Raw genomic sequence first — 17,646 nt, 5'->3', positions numbered from 1 at the left:
ACCCGCCCGTGGCTGAAACAGACAGGCAGATCATGAACGTCCCGCTACAACATCCGTTTCGTAAACTGCCTTCAGCCACAGGCGTTGGCTATAAGCCGCAACATTTCCAAGCGATCATGGACAATCCTGCCCCCGTAGAATGGCTGGAGATCCACGCAGAAAATTACATGGGCCAAGGCGGACGTCCACTTGCGCAATTGCGTGCGCTAGCCTCAAAATTTGCATTTTCAGTGCATGGAGTTGGTCTGTCGATCGGCAGTGAAACCGATCTTGATGTTGACCATTTGGACCGCCTGAAGACGCTATGCGATTGGTTGCAACCTGCGCAATTCTCGGAACATTTGGCTTGGTCGACCCATGACAGCCATTTTCTGAATGATCTTCTGCCCCTGCCCTACACAAAAGACACGCTTACCCTGGTCGCCAATCATGTGGATCAAGTGCAAAATCATCTTGGTCGCACCATGTTGCTTGAGAACCCATCAAGTTATCTGGCCTTCGCCGAAAGCACCTTTGAAGAATATGACTTCCTAGATCAGATCACCAAACGCACGGGCTGTGGCTTGCTATTGGATGTGAACAATGTGTTCGTGTCCGCCACCAACCTTAATTATGACCCACGCGCCTATATCGACGCCTTTCCCATTGATAGCGTTAAGGAAATTCACCTTGGCGGCCATGATGAAGATGAAGACAGCGATGGGGCCCCCTTGCTGATCGACAGCCATGGGCGTGAAATTGTTGATCCGGTTTGGGCCCTCTATGACTATACTATTGCGAAAACAGGGCCTGTGCCCACGCTCATTGAATGGGACACGGATGTGCCCGATTGGACCGTCTTGGCGGATGAGGCCATGCGTGCCGATACGATTTTGACGCAGCAATCTCAGGTGGCGGCGCAATGAACCTCACCGTCAGCCAAGCCGCATTCACCAAAGCCATCATGACCCCAACGCTTGACGTGCCCGCAGGGCTGCGGGATGCCAAAGGCGACCCGGCGGGGAAGCGGTTTTCAGTCTATCGCAACAATGTTGCAGTCTCCCTAACCGAAGCCCTGATCCAAGCCTTTCCCGTCATCGTAAAACTTCTGGGCAACGACAATTTTCGCGTTTTGGCGGGCCAATTCCTACGTGCCCATCCCCCAACATCCCCCTTGATGATGCATTATGGTGAAGCCTTGCCCAGCTTCTTGCAAGGTTTTGAACCCACCCAACAATACGGATACCTTCCCGATATCGCACGGTTGGAACTGGCCATTCGGCGGTCATATCATGCGGCAGACAGCGCGCCACTGCACCCCGAAGCCTTGCAGGCCCTGCCCCCAGAAAAGTTGATGCTTGCGACATTAGAAATTGCCCCTGCAACCGAACTCATTTCATCACAATGGCCGATTTTTCAAATCTGGCAATTCAACATGGCAGCCGGACCTAAACCAAAAATGCGCGCCGAAGATGTGCTGATCACTCGCCCAGAGTTTGACCCGCAGAACATCGTCTTGCCCCGATGCGGCGGCATCTTTGTTCAGGCGTTAATACAACAAAAAATATTTGGCGACGCTCTGACAGCAGCCAGCACACATAACCCCGAATTCGACCTATCCCAAACCCTCGCCGCGTTGTTAACAGGCAATGCAATCACTGGCATCAAAGAAGGATAAAACAATGAACGCCTTGATAAATCTACACAATTCCATCTTTGGCCTAGTGCAAAAACTGGCCGGCGAATGGCTTTTGCCAACCCTTGCGCGGTTCACCTTCGCAGCGGTTCTTATGATGTATTTCTGGAACTCAGCCGTGACCAAACTTGGCGATGGCATTTTCGGCATCCTATCGCCATCCTTTGGCGGATACACCCAGATTTGGCCACGCGCCATTGAAGCCGCTGGATATGATTTAAGTGCAATGTCATGGTTCCAATGGCTGGTGGTTGTTGCGGGAACCGCTGCGGAATTCATCCTTCCCCTATTGATTTTGATCGGGCTTTTCACACGTCTCGCGTCCATCGCGATGATCGGTTTTGTCTTCATGCAATCCTTGACCGATATCGTCGGTCACCATGCGGATGCCAGCACAATCGGAAGTTGGTTTGACCGCATCCATGACAGCCAGATCCTTGATCAACGCCTGTTCTGGGTAACAATCCTGGTCGTCTTGATCGTCAAGGGCGCAGGCCCATTCTCAGTAGACCGCGCGCTTTCACGTCAAGGCAGCAATAACTTCTAAAGAATAATTCTTGAAAAAGAGCCCGAGCAAAGGACATCTTTGCTCGGGCCTACGATTTAATGTGCGTCAGGTGTACGCGCCGCGACAGCCAAGATACCACCAAGCCCCGCCATGACAATCGGGAACATGGTGAAGAAATTGAAGCCAAACGCGAACATCATGCCGCCCGCTGACACCAACAACAGAACGCCCCCCGCCTGCGCAGAAGATCGAGCCATCGCCCCACCAGAGATCGCCATCACCGGGCCAAGCAACCCGACGATCTGGATAAGTTGAGGGTGGTCGATCCAGCTGATCAACCCAGGTTCATCAATCCATTGGGACACTTCGATCAAACCCCAGCTGAAAAAGCCAATGACCAAGCCGATTAATCCGGCAATAATCCCTAAAACCAACGCTGCATTGCGCATTGCACACTCCTATATCTATTGCGTTCGATATAGGGACCCGTTCAGGAATTGCCAGTCCATTGTGCCTTGGTCTCAGGTGACCAGCCCAAAGTCATGACACCATCATCTTCGATCACGGGTCGTTTCATGACGGTTGGGAAGGCTGTAAACATTTGACTTTTCGGAAGCTCTCGATCCGTTTCCGTCATCTCACGCCATGTTTTGGACCGTTGATTAACCGAAATACCACCAAAGGTTGCAAAAACTTGATCGAAAAATGCAGCATCCTGCGGAGTGGCCCGAATATCGACAAACTCGACCACAAAACCCGATTTAGTCAGTTCCCTCAACGCCTTACGGCATGTATCGCAAGCCTTAATTCCATACAATTTCATGTTCATCACCCTCAAGTTTTCGACATTTTTCATATTTTCTGCCACTCACGCAGTCAACACAATCGGTTAACGGGTTGCTTTTTTCTCAGACTGTGCGCATTGTCTCATCTGTGACAAAGGCTTTACTGACGCACGCTTCCCTTTTTGGGCGCGGCCTGAAGACTGAAGACCTGGCTGCACCACCCCGCCGCAATAACGTGGGCGGGTTCAATAAGGAGAATACGGATGGCTACTGGCACCGTAAAATGGTTTAACACTACTAAAGGCTTCGGCTTTATCGCACCAGACGAAGGCGGAAAAGACATTTTCGTACACATTTCTGCTGTTGAACGCGCTGGCCTGACCGGTCTTGCCGACAACCAAAAAGTAGAATTCGAAATGACTGCTGGCCGTGACGGCCGCGAATCAGCTGGTGAACTCAAGCTGCTTGACTAAGTTTTAGTCCAAAGAATTCGAAGCCCCGCAATTTGAAGAAAATTGCGGGGCTTTTTTATGTGAAATACTGTTTTAATCTGTTTGCACGCGAAGATATTCATCGGCCACACAGATTGGTGCCTCTTCGCGCAGAGGTAGAGACCCAATTTTCTTCCATTGCGCATCTTCAAAATCGGGGAAATAAGTGTCTGGCGCCTCAATTTCCAAATCGACTTCAGTGATCAGTAAACGGTTGGCGATCGGTATCAGGGCTTTGTAAATCCCGTGACCACCAATACCATAAACACGACAATATCCTTGACTTTCAGCGAACGTGATCGCGGCATCTAGACTTGAGAACACATGATCCGCATCCACATCACCAGAAGAAACGACAATGTTTAGCCGATTTTTCAATGGCTTGAATGGCAGGCTGTCCCAAGTGTTTCGCCCCATAATAATTGCGCCGCCCAAGGTTTCGCGCTGAAAGAACTTTAAATCTTCCGGCGCATGCCAAGGAATGTCATTGTCTTTTCCTATCGCACCATTGCGATCACGACCTACGATAAGTGTAATCATTTAGACGGCCACCGGAGCTGAAATTGAAGGGTCTGGTGCATAATCGACGATCTCAAAATCGTCATATTTAAAGTCAAATAGACTGTCGACTTTGCGCTTAATCTTCAATTGCGGCAAGGGTTTGGGGCTGCGCGACAATTGTGTCTGCACCTGATCCATATGATTGGAATAAATATGCGCATCGCCCAAAGTATGCACGAAATTGCCCACTTCATAACCGGTTACATGTGCCAACATATGCTGCAGGATCGCATAGGAGGCGATGTTAAAGGGTACACCAAGGAACATATCAGCCGAACGCTGATATAGCTGCATGTGCAAACGATTGTTCAAAATACGCACCTGCCAAAGCGTGTGACACGGGGGCAAGGCCATATCCGGAACATCCGCAGGGTTCCAAGCTGAGACAATCAAGCGGCGGCTGTCTGGTGTTTTTTTGATGTTTTCAACCAAATCTGAGATTTGATCGACGGAACGCGCAAAAAACAGGGGTTCACCATCCTTTTCTTCGCCCGCAGCAGTCAATGCAGGAAACCGTCGCCACTGATGACCATACACTGGACCAAGATCACCGTCTTCATCCGCCCATTCATCCCAAATAGAAACGCCATTTTCTTTGAGATAGGCAATATTGGTGTCGCCAGCCAAAAACCAAAGAAGTTCATGTAGGATAGAACGTACATGCAGCTTTTTCGTTGTCAGCAGAGGAAACCCCTTGGACAGATCATAGTGGCTTTGCATGCCAAACACGGAAATCGTGCCCGTTCCAGTGCGATCAGACGAGGGTTCGCCTCGATCCAAAATTTCCTGTAAGGCGTTGAGATATGTTTGCATCCGTGTCTCCGTTGTCCGGGGAAATCATTATGAACCTAGTTGGCGGTGTTGCGTCAGCATAACGTTCCGACGCCCCCTGCTGCAAGCGAACTATGCCCTTGCCCAGAGATAGATTGCGGGCCAAACTGCGGCAAAATATGAAAGGTTTCTGAAATGGCACTGAAATATCTGCATGTGATGGTCCGGGTGGCGGACCTCGAAAAAAGCCAAGCGTTTTATGAGCTGCTTGGCCTCAAGGAAACCCGGCGCTACGACAGTGAAAAAGGGCGCTTCACGCTGCTATATCTGGCCCCTCCTGGTCAGGAGGAAGCTGAACTAGAACTTACCCATAATTGGGATGGCGACGAAGGCCTGCCTGCAGACAGCCGCCATTTCGGGCATCTGTGTTACGGCGTAGATGATATCTATGCGACATGTAAGCATCTGCAAGACAATGGCGTGTTGATCAATCGCCCACCCCATGACGGTCGTATGGCTTTTGTCCGTTCACCGGATAACGTCAGCGTTGAAATCTTACAAAATGGCGACGCTTTAGAACCCGCGGAACCTTGGACCAGCCTCGGCAACACCGGCAGCTGGTAACCCCCTTTAGGCGCCAGAGACATCTGGCGCCTGTACAACACTCTTGCCCCGGTAGGCGGCAGCGAGCTGCATTAGTAGATGTAGCGGATTTGATCCGTCCAATAGCGTTCAACCCGTCGCAAACTGGTATTGATACCATCGATTCCATCACTGCCAAGCACACCTTTTGACTGCAATCCTTCCGCATGGCGTGAGAATAATTCTGTCACTGCCTTGTGGATATCACGCCCTTTTTGGGTGAGGCGCACACGCACAGATCGGCGATCAATTTCACACCTCTGATGATGCATGAAGCCAAGTTCCACCAATTTTTTCAAGTTATAAGATACGTTTGATCCCTGATAGTAACCCCGTGACTTTAGCTCACCGGCGGTGACTTCATTGTCGCCAATATTGAACAGAAGTAACGCCTGAACGGCATTAATTTCCAAAACACCAACACGTTCAAATTCATCTTTAATAACGTCAAGCAACAGTCGATGTAGACGTTCCACCAGCGCAAGCGCTTCGAGGTAGTTCGTCATGAAGTCGTGTTGCCCGCTGATACTTACTTTTGACTGAAAACTCATTTATCTCTCCGGCGACCTGAATATTTGACAGTGAGATTGCGCTGAAAAGGCGAAAAAACGGTTAAACGATGCAAGAAATTTTCGGGTATTTTTCGAGAGTTACCCCAGCGTCGCCCCGGATGAAAGCCAAGCCGAAATCAAAACAATCACCATAAAAACAAGGATATCTACCTGCATCAATCCGCGAAAAACCCGAAATCCCCTCTCTTGTTCGTCTTGCAAGTTCGGTACAATTTTAACTTTGTTGCATAGTCCGATCAGCGCCGCAGTGCCTACAAACCCAAGCTTCGCAAGCAATGCCCACCCCCAATCACTTTGCAGGAGCAAGAAAACGTCCCCTTGGGTTTTGAGCAAAACCAAACCGCCACCACAGACTGCCAACACCCCCAATATGACCGGTGCCCACCGACCAAAGAGCGTCGCAGAGTGCCGCAACTGTTCCGCTCTATCACAGAGCAAAAATGGCAAAACCACGCCCGCCCAGGTGACCGCCACAAATAAATGTATAAACAGCAAGGCTTTCATCAGCCCTGATAGATGGCTTAGCATGGTGAGGCAAAACAACAGCAACACCGCTTTAAGCAAGTTGATCCAGGCTGTTCTTGAAACATGCACCCCCGTGAGGAAGACCAACGCCGTGGCCGTCAGCCATGGCCCAGACCCACCGCCCCACAGTAGGGCCGCGATACCCGGCATAAGGATCCCGTCCCAAGTGCCCATTAATACGGCCCCAGCAACGCCAAAGGACAGGATACAACCGCCCGCCCCGATGATCGCAAACGCCACTTGCAAGCGCCGTAACGATGGTAAGTTGAACATCACTGTCGCCAACAGCCCCCCACTGGTCACAACAGCAGAGATCCAGATCACCCATTTGACGATGACAGGTGCGATCATCAACATTTCAATGTCTTCAAACATCATACCGTCAACCGATCTGATGAATTACGGTAGGAGCGTAAAGGCAAACCCACCGCGCATCGCATGGCCATCACTGCCCAGCGCGCTCCAGGATACAGACCAGTCACCCGGGTTGATCTCAGGCATTGGCAAATCGAAATTCTCACCTGAGGTAGACGGAAGATTTTGAAGGTCAAAAGTCACCACAGTGCCCGTCGCATCGGTCAGCGTCACCAAAACCAAACGCAAAGGACGGTTAAAAACAAGTGACAGCTGGTGTGGGGCCTCTGCAAGTTCGGCCCCATCCACCGGATGGGTCGATAGCAATTTTGAATGCGCATGTGCACTGCCCAACAGCGATAAGCTACACAATGCGGCCCACAAAAGGGTCAACAGAAATCGCGGGAATTGTATCTTGGCTGGCATAAGTGGGCATCTCCTGATGGGTGCGCCCACTTTGGGCCTGAGTGTAGGGGCGAGGTCAAGCCGCTTTATGGATCATCGCGATTTTTGTGATCAACGCCAAATAATGGTCAGGGGTGGCCAGTTGACCTGAAACCCAACCATATAAATCGTGATCATTTTCCTCAAGCAGCCCCTCGTACAGATCCAACTCCGCTGGGGTTAGATCAGCCAACGCCGCGTTCGAAAACCCTGTCAGGATAAGATCCATTTCCTTGATGCCACGCCGAATAGATCGCATATGCAACCGCTTCAAACGGTGTTCTCTGGTTTCCTCAGACATGATCAAGCCGTTTTCAAAATAGATCGTAGCGTTTTCTCAAGTCGGCCCAGACGGTCAGCGGATTTGCTGATCTGGGTTTTGAGGTCGCGGATCTCTGTTAGAATGTCACTGACATCCTGCGCAAGGGGTTGTTCATCTTCCGGGCCACCGACCCCATCACCTTCGCCATTCAGCAACCACATGATCGATACATTCAACAAACCAGAGAGGCTCATCAATTTGTTGGAACGTGGTTCAGATAGGTCGTTCTCCCATGCGCGGATTGTCTTCAACTTAACGCCAAGGCGGCGCGACAGTTCATCTTGCGACATGTTCAGCGCTTCACGCGCCCCCACAACCCGATCGCCAAAAGTGGTATATTCCGCACTAAACCAGTCGTTCTCTGCGTCATCCATGATGTTTTTCTACTTTATGTTGCCCATGTTCTCGGCACAGCCTAAATCAATTGTACCTAACATACAAACATGGCCTACATTATGTCTCTGATCTCTGCCTCTCTGTCCCGCGTCAAACCGTCCCCCACGATGGCCATTAGCAGCAAAGCCAAGGAACTGGCCGCTGCTGGACATGATATCATTGCATTGTCAGCCGGCGAGCCGGATTTTGACACACCCGAAAACATCCGCAATGCAGCCAAGGCCGCAATCGACGCTGGCAAAACGCGCTATACGGCACCTGATGGCATCCCGGAACTAAAGCAGGCGATCTGTGACAAGTTTCAACGCGAGAATGATCTGGCATATTCCCCCGCACAGGTCACCGTATCCACGGGTGGCAAGCAGGTTCTATATAACGCATTGATGGCGACACTGGACGCGGGCGATGAGGTGGTCATCCCTGCCCCGTATTGGGTCAGCTATCCCGACATGGTATTACTGGCCGGAGGAACGCCCGTAGTCGTAGAATGTCCGATTGAAGCTGGCTTTAAATTGACGCCCGTTGCACTAGAAGCCGCCATCACGCCGAACACCAAATGGCTGATCTTCAATTCGCCGTCCAACCCAACGGGCGCGGGTTATAGCATGCAAGAACTGAAAGCACTCACGGATGTATTGATGCGCCACCCTCACGTACACATCATGACAGATGATATGTATGAACATCTGTCCTATGATGGGTTCACCTTCTGCACCCCGGCACAGGTTGAACCCGGCCTGTATGAGCGCACCCTGACCTGTAACGGCGTGTCTAAGGCTTATGCTATGACGGGTTGGCGTATTGGTTACGCTGCGGGACCCGAACCGCTGATCGCAGCTATGCGAAAGGTGCAATCGCAATCAACCTCTTGCCCTTGCTCCGTAAGCCAATGGGCCGCCGTTGAGGCCTTGAATGGCCCACAGGATTATATCCATGACAGTTTAGGGGTTTTCCAAAAGCGTCGCGATATGGTGGTTGAACTGCTGAACGAATGTAAGGGCATCACCTGCCCCATGCCTGATGGTGCATTCTATGTTTACCCTTCCATCCTAGACTGCATTGGAAAAACCACGCCAAAGGGTACAGTTATCGCCAATGATGAAGTCTTTGCCACCGCTTTGCTTGAAGACACGGGCGTCGCTGTTGTCTTTGGTGCTGCTTTTGGTTTATCACCAAACTTTCGGGTCAGTTATGCTGAATCCGATGATGTCCTACGGGCAGCCTGCATGCGCATACGCGCGTTCTGTGATGGGTTGGTTTAATCTACCGACATTGGTATAATTATTACGATTTTAAAAAGGTTGCCGCGCAACATGTCTACTGAACTGCCAGAATATTACTTCCGCACCCGTGAAAATGGGGCAATTGCCTTCCGTATCGACACCGAGAACAGGCACCGTCGGATCGAGATGGATCAGATCGCAGTCCTCAACGTGCGCAATGGTGAAATCAAGCCACATGGCAAACGTGAGTTGTCGGAACGTGACATCGAAGTGCTTTCAGAATGGATCACGGAACGCCAAGCACTGCTGGCACAGCGGAATATCGATGACATTTTACGCACCGTAGATCATCTAAATCTGACCGCTCAATGGGCTCAATCCAAAGCAGAAGACGATGATTTGGAAGCCATCACAGATACGCTTTTATTGGCCATGCATGATCTGCGGTCTGTACTGGTGCGCAAGAAAGCCGACCGCTTGCTGGCCGCAAGCGAAGCGAATACATAATCGGAACCCGACCGGAGTTTTTGAAAAACTCCGGTCAAATTTCTTTGAAAGAAATTTGGATTACGCAACCCACTTTCGGTTCCAGAACCGTATGTTAAGCATCACGGCAACCACAGACAACCCCACAACCAATCCCATCCAAACACCTGACGGGCCATAGCCCATATGCTGGCTCAGAACATAACTGATGGGCACCCCGATCAACCAATATCCAGTGCCCGCAAGGATCATCGGCACCCGAGTGTCTTGAACACCACGCAACAGCCCAATCCCAATCGCTTGCATCCCATCCGTCAACTGGAACAATGCGGCAAGCACCATCAGTGCACGCGCAATATCGATGACGGCCTCGCGCGCAGGTTCGTCTTCGGCCAAGAATAGATCCACCAATGGATCGGGCCAGAACACGAATAAGATCACCGTTAGCACCGAAAACACAAATGACATCGACAATGCGACAATCCCGCCTTTACGCAAACGATCTTCATCCTTCTCACCAATCGCACGCCCCGCACGAATGGTTGCCACACCTGACAGCCCCAAATGCACCATGAACGTCACTGATGCGATCTGAAGCACCACCACATGGGCGGCCAACTCAATCGCGCCAAACCAGCCCACCATAATGGAAGCTGCCGTGAACAGCCCCACCTCAGCGATGATCGTAATCCCAATTGGGACGCCAAGACGTGTGACTTCCCACAGGGCCTCAGTATCGATCTTCCAAAAGCGGACGAACAATGCATGATTGCGCTGCTTGATCGCCGCATATGCCATCAGAATAAACAGAGGCAGGAATTGGTTCACCACCGATGCAATCGCCGCGCCTCGGATCCCCAGCTCTGGCGCGCCCCAATTGCCGAAAATCAGCATATAATTCATCACACCGTTCAGCAGTGCTGCGGCAATCGTCGCCACCAACACAACGGTCGTGCGCTCAATGGCAGATAAATAGCTTTTCAAAGTGACAACCAACAACGCCGGGATCAAACCAACACCGGCGATCGCGAGATATTCTTGTGCCAAAGCCGCAACTTCGGGCTGTTGTCCCAGAAAAATCAATACGCTTTCAGAATAGAAGAACACCGGTTGCACCGCCAACGTATAAGCAAGCGACGCCCAAAGGCCCATGCGCGTCACACGGCGCACACGCACGTCATCCCCAGATGCGCTGGCCTCAGCCACCATGGGCATAACCGCGTTGCCAAGCCCGGCACCAAACACGAAAAACATGAAGAAAAACGAGCTGGCCAAACCAAGGGCGGCCAGCGAGGTCACATCATATAGGCCGATCATCACAGTGTCTGTGACACCAATTGCCATTTGGGCCAAGTGACTTCCAACAAGAGGAAGCCCCAGCAGCAGAACCGCCTTGATATGCGCTCTGTAAGTCATGTCTTTATCCGGTGGTCAGCTTAAAAAAGGGGGGAGCCATCCCCTGGGCGGAGATGACCGCCAAGCTTCAGCGAACCAGAAAACTTAATCAGGTTCAAGCCCTTTTCCAGAAAACCCTTCCGCGAAGCGCATGCAATTGACAGAAAGAAAAGTTGCGGGATCAGTCCAGAATATCGCGGATCGCCCGGTGGAAAACCGACGCCCCAATCGCAATAAGGTCATCTGGGAAATCATAATCCGGGTTGTGCAACTGGGGTTGTTCACTGCCGGACCCCAGCAAAAACATCGCCGATTGCGCCCCACATCCCAATGCCTCATGCCCGAACAACCCGAAATCCTCGGACCAACGCATCGCACCCAAGTCATGGTGCAACGGGATGTTCTGACTTTCACAGGCCTTGATCAACGCAGCTGTGGGGGCTGGTGCATTGGTGCAGGCGTGAAAAACGTCATGATAACTCAAGCTCACCTCAAGGCCTTCCCGCTGTGCCACCTCAGAAATCAATGTTTCCGCAGCGCTGCAAAGCGCCGCCATATCCGCATCTTCCAAACAGCGCAGCGTCGCATAAACCACCGCATGGCCCGGCGTAACACCAAACACAGCTTCGCCCATCTCTGCATGGGTCACCGTCACCAAGCGATATCCGCTTTCAAGTGCCCCTCCGGGGCCAAGCTTCGTCAAGGCTGGCATCAATTCAGCGATCGCAGCCATAGGCGATGTTCCGGTTTCCGGCATCGACGCATGGGCGGTTTTGCCGGTCAGTTCAATCTGCAAACCCCGCGAGGCGCAATTGGCAGGCCCCGACGCGATCCCAACATGTCCAAGCGCGAGGCCTGGCAGGTTATGCAGTGACAAAGCGATATCAGGTGCAACATCCGCAAACCGAGGATCCTCAAGCACCGCCCGCGCCCCCTGCCCGGTTTCCTCGGCGGGTTGAAACAACAAAACCACACGCCCTTTGGCCGGGCGCTGCTTTGCCAACATACGACCCACAGCGCAGGTCATCGCCATGTGACCATCATGCCCACATAGATGCCCCTTGCCCGCAATTTGCGATTTATGCACAACATCGGTGAGTTCTTCAATCGGCAAGGCGTCAAGTTCTGCACGGACCATAACGGTGGGGCCTGGGGCGGCACCTTCATAGACGATGGCAACGCCTGTGCCGCCAAGTTTGGTCAAAACGTGATCGGGCTGCGTGTCAGACATGAAGGCCACAACCTGCTTCGCCGTTTCGACTTCTTCGCCAGAAATCTCAGGCATTTCATGCAGTTTTCGACGAAATGCAGTCAGCTCGATGATGTCGCTGTTACTCAGCATAATGGCCCCCAGTTGGATCAATCACAGTCCGTCGCACACAGCCAGAATTACACAAGGTTTTCAACCCAAAACAGGCGCCCAATTGGACGCCTGTTTGAAACACGTTAAGTGATTATCAACCCCGGCGCTGATCCGGGTGGATGGATGTTCCAAGGATATGATCAGAGTTGTGAACAACTTGGCCGGCATTGCCGACAATCAGTGGATCCGGTGCGGTCACAACAGAATGATCCTTGTCAGGGTATTCAATCGTCGACAGGAAATGCTTCATGCAATTCAAACGCGCACGTTTTTTGTCATTCGACTTGATGATCGTCCAAGGCGCGTCAGCGGTGTCGGTGTAAAAGAACATCGCTTCCTTTGCCTCGGTATAATCATCCCATTTCGCAAGGGACGCCTTATCAATCGGGGACAATTTCCATTGCTTCAACGGATCCCCCTGGCGGGAATCAAAGCGGCGTTTTTGTTCTTCCTGCGTGACCGAGAACCAATATTTATACAGGCGCACACCAGATCGCGTGATCATCCGCTCAAATTCCGGGGTTTGACGCATGAATTCAAGATATTCATTTGGCGTACAGAACCCCATCACACGTTCCACACCGGCTCGATTGTACCAAGACCGGTCATAAAAAACCATTTCTCCCTTGGTCGGTAAGTTCTGAATATAACGTTGGTAATACCACTCGCCACGTTCCCGATCCGTGGGCTTATTCAGCGCAACAACACGGGCTTCGCGTGGGTTCAAATGTTCCATGAACCGCTTAATCGTGCCGCCCTTACCAGCCGCATCGCGCCCTTCGAACAACAGAACGAATTTCTGACCTGTCTCATCCACCCATTTTTGAACTTTCAAAAGCTCAGCCTGAAGTCGCGCTTTTTCAGCCTCATAAGCTTTTTTAGGCATCTTATCAGTGTAAGGATAAGTTCCCCCTTCAAAGGTTTGCCGGATAGAATCCATGCTAACCTTAGGAAAATCCTCTTTTTTCTCAACCACGACGGGTTTGGCCGCAGCATTTGCAGCTGTCGTTTTCGGGGTGGCTGTTGTCATATAATCGTCCTCCAATTCACTCACATGCGATTGCCTAGCCCATCGAAACCTGTGGCGCCTTGACGCAGATCAATACTTCTCTTGATTAATCTGCCCCCGTAAAAAAATAATTGAACCCGCGAATTGAACTGCCGTCTTGCCTTTGTTCCTTAAATGTTCCACCTTCATGCCAATTGGATGTGAGGGCCCATGCGACAGATTGACAACAACACTGCCCGACGCCTTTGGTTGTCTTCCCTTGGATTGATGCAAGCGCCCACCGGCCCGCTTGATGTCGCCGAAATCATACGCGATCTTGGATATGTGCAGCTTGATACCATCAACATTCTGACCCGGGCGCATCATCACATTCTATGGTCACGCAATCAGAATTATCGTGAGAAACACCTTGACCCGGCATTGAACCCACGGCGTGAGATATTCGAACATTTCACGCATGATGCGTCGGTTCTGCCGATGGAATTCCTACCTATCTGGCAACGGCAATTTGAACGCAAAGCCGAAAAACTGGGCAAATCATCTTGGTTTTCAGGCATGTCCGACATCCAAGCCCGCGCCGACATCAAAGATCGCATTCGTCGTGAAGGTGCGCTGTCCACCCATGATTTCGACAGCGAAAATCAGCGAAAAGGCGAAGCTTGGTCCCGACCACCGCATAAAATGGCCCTTGATTTCATGTGGTATTCCGGCGAGTTGGCGACTTGCCATCGCCGCGGCTTTACCAAAGTATATGACTTGGCAGAACGCGTCTATCCAAGCGAAATTCGCAACAAAACACTGCCTGATGCTGAACGTTTGGATTGGCTTTGTCAGCAGGCCCTACAGCGCCTTACATTCGCCAACCCCGGCGAGATCCAGCGTTTTTGGGATGCGGCAAGCGCCGCCGAAATAAAAACATGGATTGGTGAAAACCCTCCCGAAAAAGCGCAATTTTCCGGGTCAGACGGCCAATTCTATGATTGCTATATTCCCCCAGATATTGCCGCACGTATTGCCGCTTTGGAACAGCCAGCAAAACGGATGCGTCTTCTCAGCCCCTTTGACCCCCTGATACGCGATCGCACCCGTTTGAAGCGTCTGTTCGGGTTTGATTATCGCATTGAGATCTTTGTGCCCCAAGCCAAACGGATCTGGGGATATTACGTGTATCCACTGCTGGAAGGTGACCAATTCGTCGGCCGCATCGAAGCCCGCGCGGATCGCAAGACAGGCGTTTTGACCGTAGTAAACCTATGGGCTGAATCCGGTGTCAAATGGGGTCAGACCCGCATGAAGCGGTTGGACGCTGAATTGGATCGCGTGATGCGCCTCTGCGACTGTCATGACCTCCGCTGGCAATGCGAACATCAGGCGGCGCAGCCACCAGCGGCCGCGTACGGTCGGTAACCGCAGATCTGCGAATATCAGTCAGCGTCTTGAAGCGTTCCGCGAGTTTCGTCCAACTCTGCCAATAAGGCTGCCCGCCGACGCGCTTGGCCTTGGTTATATCGTGCAGCCAGATCACGCATCCGGCGGGCATCTGCTAAGTCAATCAACACAGCATTGCGGCGCGCACCCACGGCTGCCTTTTCACGAAACAAACGACTGGTGGTTTCATCACGGATGATTTGCTTGGCACGCGCAAAAATGGATGGGGGCTCAGCTTTGTCAGTGGCAGATCGCATGCGCACAACATCTTGACCACGTAACGCATATTGACGGCCCTCACGGGCACGGGTTTCCAATTTTTCCATAACACTTTCCTTCACATAACGTACCAGCCACGCCAGCACACACTCACAAACCTACAAAGCCCAAAGAGAAAAGCGGCCTTGTGCAAACAATATGACGCAAAACATCTAAAAATCGCCAGAAAAAGTCACTGTTGGTTAACTTTAGCTGCCTCAGCGCACACTGTTGTTTTGCATAACAAATTTAGAAATATCCAAGTGATTTCACCGTCACCGGCCAAAATCAAATCACGATTTTCCATCGCCGAACTCCGAAGGATACTGCGAAATTGAGAAACAATGTTGGAAATATTAGATAAATTCGCCCAAACCAGAAACGCATTCTCCGGTTTGGACGCATGTCTACCCGCGCACAGCGAATCGCTGACCTTCTTAGCTATGGTTCCAATCCTCCGGATCAGCATTGTTGTTTGGCGACAATCCAATGATGTCCCCTTTCGTCGAACACCCCAACCCCAACACGGTCCGATTGGCATAACCGAAATAGGCGCTGACCTGGTTGATCTCTAGGATCTCGCCATCATCCCAACCCACGGCGCGCAATTCTTCAACGTCAAGTTCACGCAACGCATTTGGATCCCGGGTTAAGGTCCGCACATAGCGCATCGCCTGCTTTTGCGCTTCACTCAGCGGTGCGCCATCAACATCCCGCGATTGAATTGCCGTGCGGATCGCCGCAGATTTCGCATCATCCCCCACAAGGCGTTTCAGCCCAGAAAAATGGTGTTCCACGCAGTAGTTGCATTCATTCAGCGACGACACCCAAACGCCCAAACATTCCAGAAACCACTTGGGGATCGTATTGCCAGAATGGTGCAGCACATATTTATAGATCGCCATATGCCCTTCCATCGAATGGGGGCGCAGGCTGTGCATCATCATGATGTTATCGACGTTATTGTCAGGGCCTTTGACCCGATCATACAACATCTTCAGCTTGCCAGTGGCGCTCGAATAGGGAACGGTTTTGATCCAAGACATCTCAATCTCTCTCCTGTTTTGAGAATGAGACTGCCTTGGATCATTGCAAATGAGAAGACCTTGCGCAAAATTAACTTTTCGACGGCTAGATCACAAGATCAGCTAAAGCAGAATCGCCCGTGATATCTTGCAGGCCAAAGCCGCCACGTTCCATCCGCTCATGCAGGGCAGCAAAGTTTTCCTCGGCTGTGGTTTCAATCCCCAACAGAACTGTCCCAAAGTTACGCGCCGATTTTTTCATATATTCAAAACGTGCGATGTCATCATCTGGGCCAAGCAAACCAAGAAAATCTTTCAGGGCACCCGGACGCTGCGGCAGGCGCAGCATGAAATATTTCTTCAGGCCCAGATATTGCTGTGCCCGTTCTTTCACTTCTGGCAGGCGTTCAAAATCAAAGTTCCCACCAGAAGTCACGCAGACCACAGTTTTGCCTTGGATTTGATCTTTGATGTCCTTCAGCACATCCACCGACAGCGCGCCCGCGGGTTCCAAGACGATGCCCTCAATGTTCAACATCTCAAGGATCGTTGTGCAAATGCGGTCTTCTGGCACGGCAAAAATCTGATCTTGGGCAAAGTCTTTTAGGCACTCAAAGGTTTTCGCACCGATTTTGGCAACAGCCGCCCCATCCACAAAACTGTCGATGTTTTCCAGCGCGGTTGGCGCAGCTTTTTCCACCGCAAGCGCCAAACTGGCGCCGCCCGCAGGTTCCGCAAATGTATAGGTGGGCCCGTCTGTGCCGAAATAACTGGTGACCCCCGCAGATAGGCCACCGCCCCCCACAGGCAGCACGATCATATCCGCCGCACGGCCCAATTGCGCTTCGATTTCCACAGCAACCGTTGCCTGGCCTTCAATTACATCGGCATCATCAAAGGGCGACAGAAAATGTGCCCCCTGGCTTGCGCAATAGGCTTGTGAGGCCGCCAAGGTTTCGTCGAAATAGTCGCCTTCCAACACAACTTGGATCGCATCTCCGCCAAAAATTCGGGTCTTTTCCACCTTCTGTTTGGGGGTCGTGACAGGCATATAAATCACGCCTCTCACACCAAAATGCGCACAGACCCGTGCCACGCCCTGGGCATGATTTCCCGCACTTGCGCAAACGAACAGGCGTTGATCCGGGGCATTTGTAAGGGCCTTGCTGATCGCGTTAAAGGCACCGCGAATTTTATACGACCGCACCGGCGACATATCTTCGCGCTTCAACCAGATCTCGGCACCGAATTTATCCGACAAATGATCATTGCGATGCAGCGGCGTGCGTTTAAACAGCGCGCGCATATTCTCGGTGGCGGCTTTTGCATTGTCTTGGAAGGTCATGTCAGGTCCGTCAAAATAAGGTAAAAATCACGCTGGGAAACCGATCCTGGCCGCTTGTGCTTAGGCCG

General features: G+C 51.6%; 23 protein-coding genes. 8 read left to right on the top strand and 15 right to left on the bottom strand.

The features are described 5' to 3' along the window. Positions 1-32 precede the first annotated feature (32 nt). From bufB to RJ38_RS17580, 3 genes are read left to right on the top strand one after another with little or no spacing between them, the layout of a single operon-like run. On the top strand, positions 33-905 hold the full coding sequence (bufB, locus tag RJ38_RS17590; RefSeq protein WP_039020140.1) for an MNIO family bufferin maturase: 873 nt from the start codon (positions 33-35) through the stop codon (positions 903-905). After that, the gene (locus RJ38_RS17585) at positions 902-1,657 is read left to right on the top strand and encodes an HvfC/BufC N-terminal domain-containing protein (RefSeq protein ID WP_039020139.1); all 756 of its coding nucleotides are present in this window, start codon (positions 902-904) and stop codon (positions 1,655-1,657) included. The genes bufB and RJ38_RS17585 overlap by 4 nt, the downstream gene beginning before the upstream one ends. Positions 1,658-1,661: 4 nt before the next feature. Next, entirely contained in the window at positions 1,662-2,222 is a 561-nt protein-coding gene (locus tag RJ38_RS17580) for a DoxX family membrane protein (RefSeq protein WP_039020138.1), read from the top strand. Between the two features lie 56 nt (positions 2,223-2,278). Here the strand turns inward: RJ38_RS17580 and RJ38_RS17575 are convergent, their stop codons facing one another. After that, a complete protein-coding gene (locus RJ38_RS17575) occupies positions 2,279-2,632 on the bottom strand; it encodes a hypothetical protein (RefSeq protein ID WP_039020137.1) in 354 nt (117 codons plus the stop codon). Between the two features lie 41 nt (positions 2,633-2,673). Then, positions 2,674-3,006 carry an arsenate reductase family protein gene (locus RJ38_RS17570; protein ID WP_039020234.1) on the bottom strand — a complete coding sequence of 111 codons (333 nt, stop codon included), beginning with the start codon at positions 3,004-3,006 and terminating at the stop codon, positions 2,674-2,676. Between the two features lie 225 nt (positions 3,007-3,231). Between RJ38_RS17570 and RJ38_RS17565 the strand changes: the two genes are divergently transcribed. After that, on the top strand, positions 3,232-3,441 hold the full coding sequence (locus tag RJ38_RS17565) for a cold-shock protein (RefSeq protein WP_039020136.1): 210 nt from the start codon (positions 3,232-3,234) through the stop codon (positions 3,439-3,441). Between the two features lie 72 nt (positions 3,442-3,513). Here the strand turns inward: RJ38_RS17565 and RJ38_RS17560 are convergent, their stop codons facing one another. Next, positions 3,514-3,999, bottom strand: a complete 486-nt coding sequence (locus RJ38_RS17560; protein ID WP_039020135.1) for a dihydrofolate reductase — start codon at positions 3,997-3,999, stop codon at positions 3,514-3,516. Further along, complete coding sequence (locus RJ38_RS17555; protein ID WP_039020134.1) at positions 4,000-4,833, bottom strand: thymidylate synthase; 834 nt, start codon at positions 4,831-4,833, stop codon at positions 4,000-4,002. Positions 4,834-4,986: 153 nt separating this feature from the next. Between RJ38_RS17555 and RJ38_RS17550 the strand changes: the two genes are divergently transcribed. Then, a complete protein-coding gene (locus RJ38_RS17550; protein WP_039020133.1) occupies positions 4,987-5,415 on the top strand; it encodes a VOC family protein in 429 nt (142 codons plus the stop codon). Positions 5,416-5,486: 71 nt separating this feature from the next. On the opposite strand, the gene RJ38_RS17545 is transcribed toward RJ38_RS17550, so the two are convergent. The 5 genes from RJ38_RS17545 to RJ38_RS17525 form a co-directional block, all read right to left on the bottom strand. Continuing rightward, entirely contained in the window at positions 5,487-5,984 is a 498-nt protein-coding gene (locus RJ38_RS17545; protein ID WP_039020132.1) for a MarR family winged helix-turn-helix transcriptional regulator, read from the bottom strand. A 99-nt stretch (positions 5,985-6,083) separates the two neighbouring features. Next, positions 6,084-6,908, bottom strand: coding sequence for a CopD family protein (locus RJ38_RS17540; protein ID WP_082005819.1), 825 nt, complete (start codon positions 6,906-6,908; stop codon positions 6,084-6,086). A 21-nt stretch (positions 6,909-6,929) separates the two neighbouring features. Beyond that, positions 6,930-7,310, bottom strand: a complete 381-nt coding sequence (locus tag RJ38_RS17535; protein ID WP_052245527.1) for a copper resistance CopC family protein — start codon at positions 7,308-7,310, stop codon at positions 6,930-6,932. A gap of 55 nt (positions 7,311-7,365) precedes the next feature. Further along, on the bottom strand, positions 7,366-7,629 hold the full coding sequence (locus RJ38_RS17530) for an FAD assembly factor SdhE (protein ID WP_039020130.1): 264 nt from the start codon (positions 7,627-7,629) through the stop codon (positions 7,366-7,368). 2 nt (positions 7,630-7,631) lie between these two features. Beyond that, positions 7,632-8,024 carry a helix-turn-helix domain-containing protein gene (locus RJ38_RS17525; protein ID WP_039020129.1) on the bottom strand — a complete coding sequence of 131 codons (393 nt, stop codon included), beginning with the start codon at positions 8,022-8,024 and terminating at the stop codon, positions 7,632-7,634. 81 nt (positions 8,025-8,105) lie between these two features. Here RJ38_RS17525 and RJ38_RS17520 point away from each other — a divergent pair, with 81 nt between their 5' ends. Together RJ38_RS17520 and RJ38_RS17515 are read left to right on the top strand one after the other, a co-directional pair. Then, positions 8,106-9,308, top strand: coding sequence for a pyridoxal phosphate-dependent aminotransferase (locus RJ38_RS17520; RefSeq protein ID WP_039020232.1), 1,203 nt, complete (start codon positions 8,106-8,108; stop codon positions 9,306-9,308). Positions 9,309-9,359: 51 nt separating this feature from the next. After that, positions 9,360-9,776, top strand: coding sequence for a hypothetical protein (locus RJ38_RS17515; RefSeq protein WP_039020128.1), 417 nt, complete (start codon positions 9,360-9,362; stop codon positions 9,774-9,776). A 60-nt stretch (positions 9,777-9,836) separates the two neighbouring features. Here RJ38_RS17515 and RJ38_RS17510 read toward each other — a convergent pair whose 3' ends face one another. The 3 genes from RJ38_RS17510 to ppk2 form a co-directional block, all read right to left on the bottom strand. Continuing rightward, complete coding sequence (locus tag RJ38_RS17510; RefSeq protein ID WP_039020127.1) at positions 9,837-11,171, bottom strand: MATE family efflux transporter; 1,335 nt, start codon at positions 11,169-11,171, stop codon at positions 9,837-9,839. 160 nt (positions 11,172-11,331) lie between these two features. Further along, complete coding sequence (locus RJ38_RS17505; protein WP_202903904.1) at positions 11,332-12,492, bottom strand: amidohydrolase; 1,161 nt, start codon at positions 12,490-12,492, stop codon at positions 11,332-11,334. Positions 12,493-12,607: 115 nt separating this feature from the next. Beyond that, on the bottom strand, positions 12,608-13,543 hold the full coding sequence (ppk2, locus tag RJ38_RS17500; RefSeq protein ID WP_039020230.1) for a polyphosphate kinase 2: 936 nt from the start codon (positions 13,541-13,543) through the stop codon (positions 12,608-12,610). A 189-nt stretch (positions 13,544-13,732) separates the two neighbouring features. Between ppk2 and RJ38_RS17495 the strand changes: the two genes are divergently transcribed. Then, positions 13,733-14,929, top strand: a complete 1,197-nt coding sequence (locus RJ38_RS17495; protein WP_052245526.1) for a winged helix-turn-helix domain-containing protein — start codon at positions 13,733-13,735, stop codon at positions 14,927-14,929. Between the two features lie 17 nt (positions 14,930-14,946). On the opposite strand, the gene RJ38_RS17490 is transcribed toward RJ38_RS17495, so the two are convergent. From RJ38_RS17490 to ilvA, 3 genes are all read right to left on the bottom strand, one after another. Further along, complete coding sequence (locus tag RJ38_RS17490) at positions 14,947-15,276, bottom strand: hypothetical protein (RefSeq protein WP_039020126.1); 330 nt, start codon at positions 15,274-15,276, stop codon at positions 14,947-14,949. 369 nt (positions 15,277-15,645) lie between these two features. Continuing rightward, positions 15,646-16,254: a carboxymuconolactone decarboxylase family protein gene (locus tag RJ38_RS17485; protein WP_039020125.1), complete on the bottom strand. Its 609-nt coding sequence runs from the start codon at positions 16,252-16,254 to the stop codon at positions 15,646-15,648. 85 nt (positions 16,255-16,339) lie between these two features. Further along, complete coding sequence (gene ilvA / locus RJ38_RS17480; RefSeq protein WP_039020124.1) at positions 16,340-17,578, bottom strand: threonine ammonia-lyase IlvA; 1,239 nt, start codon at positions 17,576-17,578, stop codon at positions 16,340-16,342. Between the last annotated feature and the right edge of the window lie 68 nt (positions 17,579-17,646).

It is taken from the genome of Halocynthiibacter namhaensis, from assembly GCF_000812685.1.
GTDB lineage: Bacteria > Pseudomonadota > Alphaproteobacteria > Rhodobacterales > Rhodobacteraceae > Halocynthiibacter > Halocynthiibacter namhaensis.
The sequence above is the reverse complement of the archived record's forward strand: the minus strand, read 5'-3'. Positions and strand labels throughout refer to the sequence as shown.

Bases quoted from the DNA above. Each gene is read 5' to 3' on its own strand.
- RJ38_RS17585 (WP_039020139.1), top strand. From the start codon at position 902: ATGAACCTCACCGTCAGCCAAGCCGCATTCACCAAAGCCATCATGACC.
- RJ38_RS17515 (WP_039020128.1), top strand. From the start codon at position 9,360: ATGTCTACTGAACTGCCAGAATATTACTTCCGCACCCGTGAAAATGGG.
- ppk2 (WP_039020230.1), bottom strand. From the start codon at position 13,543: ATGACAACAGCCACCCCGAAAACGACAGCTGCAAATGCTGCGGCCAAA.
- RJ38_RS17570 (WP_039020234.1), bottom strand. From the start codon at position 3,006: ATGAAATTGTATGGAATTAAGGCTTGCGATACATGCCGTAAGGCGTTG.
- RJ38_RS17560 (WP_039020135.1), bottom strand. From the start codon at position 3,999: ATGATTACACTTATCGTAGGTCGTGATCGCAATGGTGCGATAGGAAAA.
- RJ38_RS17530 (WP_039020130.1), bottom strand. From the start codon at position 7,629: ATGTCTGAGGAAACCAGAGAACACCGTTTGAAGCGGTTGCATATGCGA.
- RJ38_RS17545 (WP_039020132.1), bottom strand. From the start codon at position 5,984: ATGAGTTTTCAGTCAAAAGTAAGTATCAGCGGGCAACACGACTTCATG.
- RJ38_RS17525 (WP_039020129.1), bottom strand. From the start codon at position 8,024: ATGGATGACGCAGAGAACGACTGGTTTAGTGCGGAATATACCACTTTT.
- RJ38_RS17555 (WP_039020134.1), bottom strand. From the start codon at position 4,833: ATGCAAACATATCTCAACGCCTTACAGGAAATTTTGGATCGAGGCGAA.
- RJ38_RS17485 (WP_039020125.1), bottom strand. From the start codon at position 16,254: ATGTCTTGGATCAAAACCGTTCCCTATTCGAGCGCCACTGGCAAGCTG.
- RJ38_RS17510 (WP_039020127.1), bottom strand. From the start codon at position 11,171: ATGACTTACAGAGCGCATATCAAGGCGGTTCTGCTGCTGGGGCTTCCT.
- RJ38_RS17580 (WP_039020138.1), top strand. From the start codon at position 1,662: ATGAACGCCTTGATAAATCTACACAATTCCATCTTTGGCCTAGTGCAA.
- RJ38_RS17495 (WP_052245526.1), top strand. From the start codon at position 13,733: ATGCGACAGATTGACAACAACACTGCCCGACGCCTTTGGTTGTCTTCC.
- RJ38_RS17535 (WP_052245527.1), bottom strand. From the start codon at position 7,310: ATGCCAGCCAAGATACAATTCCCGCGATTTCTGTTGACCCTTTTGTGG.
- RJ38_RS17490 (WP_039020126.1), bottom strand. From the start codon at position 15,276: ATGGAAAAATTGGAAACCCGTGCCCGTGAGGGCCGTCAATATGCGTTA.
- bufB (WP_039020140.1), top strand. From the start codon at position 33: ATGAACGTCCCGCTACAACATCCGTTTCGTAAACTGCCTTCAGCCACA.
- ilvA (WP_039020124.1), bottom strand. From the start codon at position 17,578: ATGACCTTCCAAGACAATGCAAAAGCCGCCACCGAGAATATGCGCGCG.
- RJ38_RS17505 (WP_202903904.1), bottom strand. From the start codon at position 12,492: ATGCTGAGTAACAGCGACATCATCGAGCTGACTGCATTTCGTCGAAAA.
- RJ38_RS17565 (WP_039020136.1), top strand. From the start codon at position 3,232: ATGGCTACTGGCACCGTAAAATGGTTTAACACTACTAAAGGCTTCGGC.
- RJ38_RS17520 (WP_039020232.1), top strand. From the start codon at position 8,106: ATGTCTCTGATCTCTGCCTCTCTGTCCCGCGTCAAACCGTCCCCCACG.
- RJ38_RS17540 (WP_082005819.1), bottom strand. From the start codon at position 6,908: ATGATGTTTGAAGACATTGAAATGTTGATGATCGCACCTGTCATCGTC.
- RJ38_RS17575 (WP_039020137.1), bottom strand. From the start codon at position 2,632: ATGCGCAATGCAGCGTTGGTTTTAGGGATTATTGCCGGATTAATCGGC.
- RJ38_RS17550 (WP_039020133.1), top strand. From the start codon at position 4,987: ATGGCACTGAAATATCTGCATGTGATGGTCCGGGTGGCGGACCTCGAA.